Raw genomic sequence first — 13,033 nt, 5'->3', positions numbered from 1 at the left:
TCGGACTTCCCGGCGTTGGCGTTGACTCAGGTGCAACTCGACGCACTGCCGGTCGCCGCCTGGGACATCGAACAACTGTACCCGCTGACCCCGATGCAACAAGGCCTGCTGTTTCACACCGAGTTGAGCGGCAGCGAGGTCGTCGATCCCGGCAGCGCCCGCGATCTGTACATCAATCAGGTGGCGCTGGACATCGAACACCTGCCGGTGGCCCGCTTCAAATCGGCGTGGGCGGCGGCGGTTCAGCGGCATCCGATCCTGCGTGCGGCGTTCCTGCGCGTCCCCGGCAGCGAACAGCCGGTGCAACTGATTCGTCGCGATGCGGCGCTGGTGGTGCGTGAACTTGATCTGCGCGGCAGCGATCAGGTACTGGTCGACGTATTGGCGAACGAGCGTGAAACCCCCTTCGACCTGCACGCCGCGCCGCTGATGCGCGTGCTGCTGGTTCGCCAAAGCGAGACGCTGTGGAAACTGGTCTGGACCTTCCACCACATTCTGCTGGACGGCTGGAGCAGTGCCGCAGTGCTGGGCGAAGTGATTCAGGCGGCAATGTCCGACGCCACGCCGCAACCCGCCGGGCATTACGGCGACTACGTGGAGTGGCTGCTGAGCCGCGACGCCGAGGGCAGCAAGATGTTCTGGCAGAACCATCTCGCCGGCTTCGACCAGCCGACGATGATGGCCGCAGCGCTGACCGCGCCGACGTCGAGCACCGGCGCGCCGTTGCCGAACCAGGTGCGGGTGACTTCCATGCACCTCAACAGCGAACTGCTGAACAGCGCCGCCCGCCGTCAGCGCGTGACCGTCAACACGCTGATTCAAGCGGTGTGGGTGTTGCTGTTGCAGCGCTACACCGGGCAGCAGCGGGTCGCGTTCGGCGCCACCGTGTCCGGCCGTTCCGCCCAAGTGCCGGGCATCGAACGCATGCTCGGGCTGTTCATCAACACCCTGCCACTGGTGCAGGCGCCGCAAGCGCAGCAGAAGGTCGGCGACTGGCTGAATGACCTGCAAGCCCACAACCTGGAGCTGCGCGAGCACGAACACACGCCGCTGTTCGAGGCCCAGCGCTACGCGGGTCATGCCGGTCGCGACCTGTTCGACAGCCTGCTGGTGTTCGAAAACTACCCGGTGGACGCGGTGCTGCGGGACAAGCAGGCCAACGGCGTCAACCTGGGTTCCGTCGAACTCAGCGACAAGACTCACTACCCGCTGAGCCTGGCGGTGGTGGCGGGCGAGCACGCCCACGTTCACGTCAACTACCACAGCAACGTGTTCAGCGCCGAACAGATCTCGCGTCTGTGCGGGCATTTTCAGGCGTTGCTGGACGGGATCTGCCGCTTCCCCGAGGCGCGCATCGGCGAGCTGTCGATGCTCACCGAAGGCGACATCAATGCCATGCACGCCTGGAACACGCCGCCGTTTTCGCCTTACGTGGATCGGCCGATTCATGAGCTGATCGCCGACCACGCGCGCATCCGACCTGACGCCATCGCGCTGGTCCATGGCGAACAGCGCCTGACCTTCGCCGAGTTCGACCGTCGTGCCAACCAACTGGCCCACGCCTTGCGCGCCCGGGGCATTGGCACCGAAGTGCGCGTGGCGATTGCCATGGAGCGCGGGATTGATCTGTGGCTGGCGTTCTACGCCGTGCTGAAATCCGGCGGCGCCTACATCCCGCTGGACCCGGATTACCCGACCGAGCGCCTGCGTTACATGCTGGAAGACGGCGGCGTGAAGCTGCTGATCAGCCACGATGCGGCGCTGGGTCGTGTGCCGGTGGGCGATGTGCCCTTGCTCAATATCGACGAACTGGACTGCTCGTCCGAGCCGGTGACAGCGCCGAATGTGGTGATTCATCCGCAGCAACTGGCGTACCTGATTTACACCTCGGGCTCGACCGGCAAACCCAAGGGCGCCGCCATCGCCCACGCTGACATCTCGATGCACATCCAGACCATCGGCGAGCGTTACCGCTTCACCCCGGAGGATCGCAAGTTCCACTTCCTCTCGATCAGCTTCGACGGCGCCCATGAAGGCTGGATGATGCCGCTGTGTTACGGCGCTCGCGTCGTGCTCCGCGATCAGGAATTGTGGAGCGTCGAGCAAACCTACGACACGCTGATCCGCGAAGGCATCACCGTCGCCTCATTCCCGCCGAGCTACCTGCGTCAGCTCTCTGACTGGGCTGGGGTGCAGGGCAAGGGGCCGGGGGTGAAGACCTACTGCTTCGCCGGCGAAGCCTTCAGCCGCGAAATGCTCCACGACGTGATACGCAACTTGCAACCGCTGTGGATCATCAACGGTTACGGACCCACAGAAACCGTGGTCACGCCAACGCTGTGGCTGGCGTCTGCCGAGACCGCTGATTTCACCACGGCCTACGCGCCGATTGGTGATCTGGTGGGTGATCGTCAGGGCTACGTCATGGACGCGGACCTCAATCCGCTACCCCAGGGCATCGCCGGTGAGCTGTACCTCGGCGGTGCCGTGGCGCGGGGTTATCTGGATCGTCCCGGTGCGACCGCCGAGCGCTTCTTGCCGCACCCGTTCCGCGCGGGTGAACGCCTCTACCGCAGCGGCGACCGCGTGCGGCTGAACAGCGAAGGGCTGCTGGAATACCTCGGCCGTATCGACCACCAGATCAAGATTCGCGGCTTCCGCATCGAAGCCGGTGAAATCGAAGCGGCGCTCAAGGCTTGCGACGGCGTGCGTGAAGCACTGGTGATCGTGCGCCACAAAGGCAATGGCAAGCAGTTGCTCGGCTACGTCGGTGGTAATGACCTGGCAGAAGACAGCCTCAAGCAGCAGCTGAAAAACACCCTGCCGGAATACATGGTGCCGGCGCACATCGTGGTCATGGAGCGCCTGCCGCAGTTGCCCAACGGCAAACTGGACCGCAACGCGCTGCCCGACCCGCAGGTGATCTCCAGTGACTATCAGGCGCCGCAAACGCTCCTTGAACAGCAATTGGTGGCGCTGTGGCAGCCGTTGCTGGGCATCGACGCCGTGGGCCGCAACGATCACTTCTTCGAACTCGGCGGCCACTCGCTGCTGGCGATGCAGCTGATCTCCCGTCTGCGTCATGAGCATCAATTGAGCGTGCCGTTGCGGGCGCTGTTCGACGCGCCGCGCCTCAGTGACTTCGCCCAGCGCATCGCCGGGCTGACAGGCTCCGATGCGCTCCAGCTTGAGCTGACTTCACGCCAGCAGGACCGCGCCGTGCAGTCATTTTCCCAGCAGCGCTTGTGGTTCCTCGACCAGCTGCAACCCGGCGGCCACGCCTACAACCTGCCGGGCGCCGTGCGCTTGTGCGGCGACCTGAACGAGGCTGCGTTGCAGGCGGCCTTCGACGGCCTGGCCGCGCGCCATGAAGTGCTGCGCACGCGGTTCCTGGCGGTCGACGGCGTGCCGATGCAACAGATCGAGTCCGCCCAGTCCGTGCAGATTGAGCGGATGGATATCCGTGATGAAGGGGATGTCGACGCCGCGTTCAACACCCTGGCCCAAAACTTCGTCAGGCGCCCCTTCGATCTGTCGAGCAGCCCGGTCTGGCGGCTGGCACTGGTGCGTGTTGCAGACGACGAACAGCGCTTGCTGCTGTGCCTGCACCACATGATTTCGGACGGTTGGTCGGTGCGCGTGCTGCTGCAGGAATTCTGCGAGTTGTACCGCGCGGCCGTGGAAAACCGCGCGCCGCAGCTGGCGCCATTGCCGGTGCAATACGCCGACTTTGCCGCCTGGCAGCGCGAATGGCTGGCGGCGGGCGAGGGCGAGCGGCAGTTGAACTACTGGCGCGAGCAACTGGGCGACGAGCATCCGGTGCTGGAACTGCCGACCGATCGACCGCGTCCGCCCCAGCAGAGCTATCGCGGCGATCGCGTGCTGTTCGCCTTCGATGCCGCGTTCAGTCAGCGCCTGCGCGAGTTCGCCAGACAGCAGGGCGTTACGCCGTTCATGGCGATTCTGTCGGCCTACCAAGTGTTGCTGCATCGCCTGAGCGGGCAGGACGACCTGCGCATTGGCGTGCCGATTGCCGGCCGTTCGCGGCTGGAAGTCGAAGGGCTGATCGGCTTTTTCGTCAGCACCCAAGTCCTGCGCGCCGAGGTGTCTGCCGAGCTGAGCTATTGCGAGGTGCTGGAGCAGGCCAAGGCGCGGACCCTCGGCGCGCAAGCCCATCAGGACTTGCCGTTCGAGCAATTGGTCGAAGCGCTGCAACCTGCGCGCAGCCTGAGCCACAACCCGTTGTTTCAGGTGGCCTACGACCATCAGCAGCAGAACTTTGAATCCCTGTCAGGTCTGCCCGGCCTGCGCGCCGAGGTGCTGCCGCTCGACGACGGCAGCAGCCAGTTCGACCTGGCGCTGAACACCCATGAAGACGCCGAGGGCGGGGTGGGTGGGTCGTGGACTTACGCCACGGATCTGTTTGATCACGGCAGCATCGAGCGTTTGCATGCCCGCTTTGAGCAACTGTTCGCCGAGTTGATCGAGCGGCCGGACGCGGCGATTGGTGACTTCGAGTTGCTGGATGCTGAAGACCGCGCGCAACTGGCGTTGGTCAATGACACGGCGCGGGATTGGGCTGCCGATGAGCCGTTTGTTCATCGCCAGTTTGAGGGTCTGGCGCGGGAGCATCCGGAGCGGGAAGCCTTGCGTTTTGGCGAGGAGGTGTTGAGTTATCGCGAGCTGGATCAACGGGCCAATCAGTTGGCCCATTACCTGCGCGAGCAGGGTGTCGGGCGTGAATCGCTGGTAGGCGTGGCGGCGTTGCGTTCGCTGGAAATGGTGGTTGCGCTCTACGGCGTGTTCAAAGCCGGTGCTGCGTATGTGCCGTTGGATCCTGAGTACCCGGCCGATCGTCTGCGCTACATGCTCGAAGACGCCGGTATCGGTCTGCTGCTGAGCCACGACGCGGTGATCAATGATTTGCCGGTTGTGGAAGGCCTGCGGGTACTGAATCTGGACCATCTGGCGTTGGCGGGTTACCCCGTCACGGCGCCTGTCGTAGAGCTGCACCCCGAACAACTGGCGTACATGATTTACACCTCCGGCTCGACCGGCAAACCGAAAGGCGCGGGCAACACCCACGCAGCGCTGTTAAACCGCCTGGCCTGGATGCAGGACGCCTACGCACTCGACGTATCGGACGCCGTGCTGCAAAAAACGCCGTTCAGTTTCGATGTGTCGGTCTGGGAGTTCTTCTGGCCGTTGATGGTGGGTGCGCGCCTGGTTGTCGCCCAGCCGGGGGATCATCGCGATCCGCTGGTATTGAAAACGCTGATCGATCAGCAGCAGATCACCACGCTGCATTTTGTGCCGTCGATGCTTGGGGCCTTCATGGCTCAGGACGATCTCACCGGCTGTGCGTCCCTGAAACGCATCGTCTGCAGCGGCGAAGCCTTGCCTGCCGATCTGGCCCGGGAAACCCTGCAGCGCCTGCCGAATGCCGGTTTGTTCAATCTCTACGGCCCGACCGAAGCGGCCATCGACGTGACCCACTGGACCTGCGTTGATGAACCGGGTGCTTCAGTGCCCATCGGCCGCCCGATAAACAACCTGCAGATCCACATCCTCGACAGCCGCCTGAATCCTCAGCTCATCGGCGTGCCCGGCGAGCTGTACATTGGCGGAGACGGCCTCGCTCGCGGCTACCACTTGCGTCCGGGCCTGACCGCCGAGCGCTTCGTTGCCAGCCCGTTCGGCACCGGCGAGCGGCTGTATCGCACCGGTGACCTGGCGCGCTGGCGTGCCGACGGCGTGGTGGAATACCTCGGCCGTCTCGATCACCAGATCAAATTGCGCGGCCTGCGGGTTGAAATCGGCGAGATCGAAGCGGCGTTGCTGGATCACCCAGCGGTCAGCGAAGCGGTGGTTGTCGCCCGCGAACTGGCCACCGGCATGCAACTGGTGGGCTATCTGGTCGCCGAGGACTTCGACGAAGAACACCTGCGCACCGAGCTGAAACAACGCCTGCCGGACTACATGGTCCCGGCCCACTTCGTCACCCTGGACAGCCTGCCGCTGTCGGCCAACGGCAAGCTCGACCGCAAAGCCCTGCCAGACCCACACATCCAGCAACGGGCCTTCGAAGCGCCGCAGGCGGGCGTCGAAACCCAGCTGGCCGCGCTGTGGCAAGACCTGCTTGGCGTCGCGCAGATCGGCCGTCAGGACAACTTCTTCGCCCTGGGCGGGCATTCGCTGATGGGCATTCAACTGGTGGCGCAGATCCGCCGCGACCTGAAGGTAGAATTGCCCCTGCGAGCGTTGTTCGAGTCGCCGGTCCTCGCCGACTTGGCCCACTACCTCAACACCCAGGCACTCGCCACGGCGATGCCGGTTCTGCAGCGTCGCACTGACCGGGAGTTCGCGCCGCAGTCCTTCGCCCAGCAACGCCTGTGGTTCCTCGCGCAGCTGGAGCCCGAGAGCGTCGCGTACAACCTCCCGTGCGTGCTGAACCTCAGAGGCGCGCTGAAACTCGACGCCCTGCAGCATACCTTCGATGCCCTCGCGGCCCGTCACGAAACCCTGCGCACCTGTTTCCGCCCGTCGCCGATGCACAGCGGCGAAGCGGTGCCCCAGCAACGGATTCTGCCGGTCAGCAGCGTGCACATTGCCCGCCACGACCTGCGTGACAGCGATACGCCGGACGCTGCATTCGATGCCCTGGCCGAGGGGTTCATGAACCAGCCATTCGACCTCGACGCCGAGCGCGCGCCGTGGCGGGTGGCGCTGGCGCGGGTGGCGGACGATCAATGGCGCCTGCTGCTGTGCATGCACCACATCATCTCCGACGGCTGGTCGGTGCAGGTCATGCTCGAAGACTTCGCCGCGCTGTACCGCCGCTTCGCCCAGGGCAGCGACGTGCAATTGGCTGGGCCGCAACTTACGGAGCTAAGCGTGCACTACGCCGACTACGCCAGTTGGCAGCGCGAACACCTGAGCGGTGCCGAGCGCGAGCGCCAGTTGAACTGGTGGCGGGAGGCGCTGGGCGACGAGCAACCGGTGCTGGAACTGCCGGCGGACCGGTCGCGTCCCGCCGAACGCGATGGCAAGGGCGGGCGCCACGCCTTCGTACTGCCGCAAGAGCTGGCCGACACGCTGGGCCAGACCGCAAAAAACCACGACGCCACGCTGTTCATGCTGTTCCTGGCCGCGTTCGACACCCTGCTGTATCGCCTCAGCGGCCAGCGCGACCTGCGCATCGGCGTGCCGGTGGCCGGCCGCGCCGACGTACAGACCCAAGGCCTGATCGGCTTCTTCGTCAACACCCTGGTGCTGCGCGCCCAGGTCAGCGGCGACCAGCCGTTCACCGCGCTGCTGGCCCAGGTCAAGGACAATCTGCTCGGCGCCCATGCCCATCAGGACCTGCCGTTCGAGCAACTGGTGGAAGCGCTGCAACCGGCGCGCAGCCTCAGCGTCAACCCGCTGTTCCAGGTCAGCTACAACCATCAGCAGCAGCCGGACCTGTCGCTGCTGCAGTTCGACGACCTGAGCTGCGAAGCCCGCCAATGGGACATCAAGGGCGCGCAGTTCGATCTGGTGCTGGGCACCTTCGAGCACCGCGACGGCACGATCAGTGGCTACCTCGATTACGCCACCGACCTGTTCGACGCCTCGACCGTGGCACGTTTGTTCGAGCAACTGGTCACGCTGCTGCGGGCGATTTGCGACCGGCCCGACGCCGCCATCGGTGACCTGCCGCTGCTGGGCGAGACCGACCTGGCCGCGCTGGATCAATGGAACACGCCGCCGTTTTCGCCTTACGTTGATCGCCCGATCCATGAGCTGATCGCCGACCATGCGCGTATTCGGCCCGACGCCATTGCGCTGGTCCATGGCGAACAGCGCCTGACCTTTGCCGAGTTCGATCGTCGCGCCAACCAACTGGCCCATGCCTTGCGGGCCCGGGGCATCGGCACCGAAGTGCGCGTGGCGATTGCCATGGAGCGCGGGATTGATCTGTGGCTGGCGTTTTATGCCGTACTCAAGGCGGGTGGGGCGTATATCCCGCTCGACCCGGATTACCCGACCGAACGCCTGCGCTACATGCTCGAAGACGGCGGCGTGAAGCTGTTGATCAGCCACGATGCCGCGCTGGACCGTGTGCCGGTCGGCGATGTGCCGTTGCTGAACATCGATCAGCTCGATTGCTCGTCCGAGCCGGTGACAGCGCCGGATGTGGTGATTCATCCGCAGCAACTGGCGTACCTGATTTACACCTCGGGCTCCACCGGCAAACCCAAAGGCGCGGCCATCGCCCACGCTGACATTTCGATGCACATCCAGACCATCGGCGAGCGTTATCGGTTTACCCCTGAAGACCGCAAGTTCCACTTCCTCTCGATCAGCTTCGACGGCGCCCACGAAGGCTGGATGATGCCGCTGTGTTATGGCGCCCGAGTGGTCTTGCGCGATCAGGAATTGTGGAGCGTCGAGCAGACCTACGACACGCTGATTCGCGAAGGCATCACCGTGGCCTCGTTCCCGCCGAGTTACTTGCGTCAGCTGTCCGATTGGGCCGGTGTGCAGGGCAAGGGGCCGGGGGTGAAGACCTACTGCTTCGCCGGCGAAGCCTTCAGCCGCGAAATGCTCCACGACGTGATTCGCAATTTGCAGCCGCTGTGGATCATCAACGGTTACGGACCCACAGAAACCGTGGTCACGCCAACGCTATGGCTGGCCTCCGCTGAAACCGCCGACTTCACTACGGCCTACGCGCCGATTGGTGATCTGGTGGGGGATCGTCAGGGCTATGTGATGGACGCGGATTTGAACCCGCTGCCCCAGGGCATTGCCGGTGAGCTGTACCTCGGCGGTGCCGTGGCGCGGGGTTATCTGGACCGTCCGGGCGCAACGGCTGAACGCTTCCTGCCGCACCCGTTCCGCGCCGGTGAACGCCTCTACCGCAGTGGCGACCGCGTGCGCCTGAACAGCGAAGGGCTGCTGGAGTACCTCGGCCGTATCGACCATCAGATCAAAATCCGTGGCTTCCGCATCGAGGCCGGCGAGATTGAAGCGGCGCTCAAGGCTTGCGACGGCGTGCGTGAAGCGCTGGTGATCGTCCGTGACAAAGGCAACGGCAAGCAGTTGCTCGGCTACGTCGGCGGCAATGACCTGTCTGAAGACAGCCTCAAGCAGCAGCTGAAAAACACCCTGCCGGAGTACATGGTGCCGGCGCACATCGTGGTCATGGCGCGCTTGCCGCAGTTGCCCAACGGCAAGCTTGATCGCAACGCGCTGCCTGATCCGCAGCTCGGCAGTCAGGCCTTCGAAGCGCCGGAAGGTGAGCGCGAAGTCGAGCTGGCGCGGGTCTGGCAGCAGTTGCTGGGCGTAGAGAGCATCGGCCGGCAGGACAGCTTCTTCGAGCTGGGCGGCGACTCGATCCAGTCGCTGGCAGTGATCACCCGTTTGCGTCAGGTCGGTTTCAAGCTGCTGCCCAAGGACGTGTTCAGCCATCCGCGGCTCAAGGATCTAGCTTTGCGCTTGACGGTCATTGAGGCCAGCGCAGCGCTGTTGATTGAAGACGCGCCGACGGGCGAGCTGCCGTTGACGCCGATTCAGGCGCACTTCTTCGAGCAACCGATGGCCAACCGCGCGCACTTCAACCAGGCGTTGTTGCTGGACGTGCAGCGTCCTCTGGAAGCGACGCTGTTGAGCCAGGCGCTGGCCGCGCTGCTGAGTCACCACGACGCCCTGAACCTGAGTTTCCATCAGCACGCTGACGGGCGCTGGCAGCAGCAATACCGAGCAACGCCTGCCGCCGACAGCCTCTGGCTGCGTGACGTGGCCGACGACCGCGCCATGACTGCGCTGTGCGAACAGGCCCAGCGCAGCCTTGATCTGCAAAACGGCCCGCTGCTGCGCGTGGTGCTGGCGCAGATGCCGGAAGGGCAAAAACTGTTGCTGGTCGCCCATCACCTGGTGGTCGATGGCGTGTCGTGGCGGGTGCTGCTGGAGGATCTGCCGCGGGCGTACGCCCAGGTCGCTTCGGGCAGTGCGGTCGATCTCGGACCGAAATCCAGCAGCTTCCAGCGGTGGGCGCGGCATCTGGTCGACGCGGCACAAGCGCCTGAGCGCCAAACCGAAGTGCGGCACTGGCGGGAGCAGATCGGCAGCACCGAGCCGCTCTGGCCGGTGGACCACCCGAAAGGCCGCGCCACGCAACAGGACCTTGAGCAGTGCGAGCTGCTGCTGGACGCCGGGCTGACCCGTCGCTTGCTGCGCGAAGCTCCGGCGGCACTGGCGGCGCGCACCGATGAAATCCTGTTGGCGGTGCTCGCCGACGCGCTAAAGGGTTGGAGTGGCCAGCCCGACACGCTCATCGCGCTGGAGGGCCACGGCCGCGAAGCCCTGGCTGACGGCCTGGATGTGGGCCGCACGGTGGGCTGGTTCACCAGTCTGTTCCCGCTGCGGGTGCGTGCCGCTGCCGATATCCGCCAGACCCTCATTGACGTGCGCGACAGCCTGCGCGGCTTACCGGACAAGGGCGTCGGCTTCGGCCTGCTGCGCTATCTGGGCGACGATTCGGCGCGGCAGTCACTGGCCACGCTGCCGGAACCCAAGGTGGTGTTCAACTACCTCGGTCAGTTCGATCAGGACCTGGGCGATGGCCGCTTCTCGCCGTCGAAGCTGTCGGCCGGGGCGCTGGTGGACCCGTCCACGCCGCTGAACCGCGAGCTGGAAATCAACGGTCAGGTCTTCGCCGGGCAACTGGGGCTGACCTTCCGTTTCAGTGGTCAGCGTTACCAGCGCCAGACCATCGAACGCCTGCAAACGGCGTATCGCGACGCATTGGTCGCGTTGTTGGACGGCTTGCCTTCATCAAAACCTGCCGCGCCGCAAAGCGTGGTCGTCAGCCGCGACGGCGCGCCGAATCCGCTGATCCGCCTGAGCAGCGGCGCCAGCGACAAGCCGCCGGTGTTTTGCGTGCACCCGGTCAGCGGCACGGTGGTCGGCTACTACGCACTGGCCCGGCGTCTGTCCGCGCAGTGGGACGTCTGGGGCATCCAGAACCGCCAGGTGCTGGACGGCCAGTGGCGCGACAGTTCCATCGAGCAAATGGCCCGGGACTACGTCAAGGCGCTGCTTGAACAGCAACCGTCCGGCCCCTACCGGCTGATCGGCTGGTCCATGGGCGGAACCATGGTCCTGGAAATGGCGCGGCTACTGACCCGACTCGGCAAGCGTGTCGAGTTCGTCGGCCTGATCGACGGCTACGTGCCGGGCGCCGGCCAGCCGCGTCCTGCGGTGCCGGAAAGCGTGGCCCTTGACGCTGTTGACGGCGATGAAGGCCTGGAAGCCGACGCCCACTGGCAACAGTTGCTCGGCGTTGAGCGGCATATGCGCCAGTTGGCCAATCAATGCCGCGAGATCCACGCCCTCAGGGTGCCGGTCTACGCCTGGTGGGCCGAGCGCTCGCCGGAAAATAACGATAACGCACCGGCTCTTCTGGAGCAGGGCATGGGTGTTCGCTTGCAGGTTTCGGCCTGGATCGACGCCGACCACCTTTCGATCGTCCGTGATCAGCTGTTCATCACTCAGCTTGCCGAGGCCCTCGCGCAGGTCAACGAACGCCCTCATTCCCACGATTTCCAGGAGCACGAACATGCATAGCCAACACAACGTGACGCCGATTGCCGCCCGCCACAGCGAGGCGCTGTCGAGCAGCCCGGACGCCGCCGTGGCCAACGCCGACTACCGCTTTGCGCCGACGCCGCGACTGGAGCGCCAGGCCGCCGTGGAATCCAACGCGCGCAGCTACCCGCGGCGCATCCCCCTGGAACTCAAGCGCGCCCAGGGCATTCACGTGCAGGACAGCGAAGGGCGCTGGTTCATCGATTGCCTGGCCGGCGCCGGCACCCTCGCGCTGGGGCATAACCACCCCGAAGTGATCCAGGCCATGCGCGCCACCCTCGACGGCCAGCGTCCGCTGCACACCCTGGACCTGATGACCGAAGCCAAGGACGACTTCATCAACGAGCTGTTCGCCCTGCTGCCGGCGGAATTCGCCAAGGACGCGCGCATTCAGTTCTGCGGCCCGGCCGGCACCGATGCGGTGGAAGCGGCGCTAAAACTGGTGCGCACCGCCACCGGACGCAGCAACCTGATGGCCTACCACGGCGCCTACCACGGCATGACCCAGGGCGCGCTGGCGCTGATGGGCAACCTCGGGCCGAAAACCTACCTGGACGGCATGGCCGGCGGCGCGCAGTTCCTGCCGTTTCCCTACGACTACCGCTGCCCGTTCGGCGTCGGTGGCGAAGCGGGCGAGCGCATCGGCCTGCACTACATCGAGAACCAGCTGACTGACCCGGAGAGCGGCGTGTTGCCGCCGGCCGGGATGATTCTGGAAACCCTGCAGGGGGAGGGTGGCGTGGTGCCGACCTCGGCGAACTGGCTGCGGGAAATCCGCCGCATCACCCGCGACGCCGGGGTGCCGCTGATTCTCGACGAGATCCAGTGTGGTGTGGGCCGCACCGGCAAGCCGTTCGCTTTCGAACACGCGGGCATCGTCCCGGACGTACTGGTGCTGTCCAAAGCCATCGGCGGCAGCCAGCCGATGGCGGTGGTGGTCTACAACAAGTCCCTGGACGTGTGGAAACCGGGCTCCCACGCCGGCACCTTCCGTGGCAATCAACTGGCGATGGTGGCCGGTTCCACCACGCTGCGCATCGTTCGCGAACAGCAGCTGGACCTGCACGCCGCCGCCATGGGCGAGCGCCTGATCGGGCACCTGCGCTCGTTGCAGAAGGACTTCCCGCAGATGGGCGATGTGCGCGGCATGGGCTTGATGCTGGGAGTGGAAATGGTCGATCTCGAGGGACGTCCCGACGCCCTTGGCCACTTCCCCCACAGCGGTGCGCTGGCCTCGACCATCCAGCGTGAATGCCTGCAGCGCGGTTTGATCATCGAAGTGGGCGGGCGGCACTCGTCGGTCATCCGCTTCCTGCCGCCGCTGATCGTCACCGCCGCGCAGATCGACCAGATCGGCGACATCTTTGCCGCCGCCGTTTCAGCGGCCGTCAAGCAACGCTGA

2 protein-coding genes (1 of these 2 only partly in view) are annotated in these 13,033 nt (G+C 65.3%); both read left to right on the top strand.

Annotated features, from left to right (window positions below):
* Positions 1-11,610, top strand: partial view of a non-ribosomal peptide synthase/polyketide synthase gene (locus tag AC0Z8Z_RS13360; protein ID WP_485619425.1) — the 3' portion only. It extends 4,578 nt beyond the left edge of the window; 11,610 of the gene's 16,188 nt are visible here — the last part of the coding sequence; its start codon lies beyond the left edge, outside the window; it ends in the stop codon at positions 11,608-11,610.
* Entirely contained in the window at positions 11,603-13,033 is a 1,431-nt protein-coding gene (locus AC0Z8Z_RS13355) for a diaminobutyrate--2-oxoglutarate transaminase (RefSeq protein WP_485619424.1), read from the top strand. The genes AC0Z8Z_RS13360 and AC0Z8Z_RS13355 overlap by 8 nt, the downstream gene beginning before the upstream one ends.

The sequence above is a fragment of the Pseudomonas sp. 1L-C-7-B-C1 genome (genome assembly GCF_057291635.1).
This window is presented reverse-complemented; position numbering and strand designations above follow the sequence as displayed.

Coding starts and splice junctions, on each gene's coding strand:
- AC0Z8Z_RS13355 (WP_485619424.1), top strand. CDS start 11,603: ATGCATAGCCAACACAACGTGACGCCGATTGCCGCCCGCCACAGCGAG.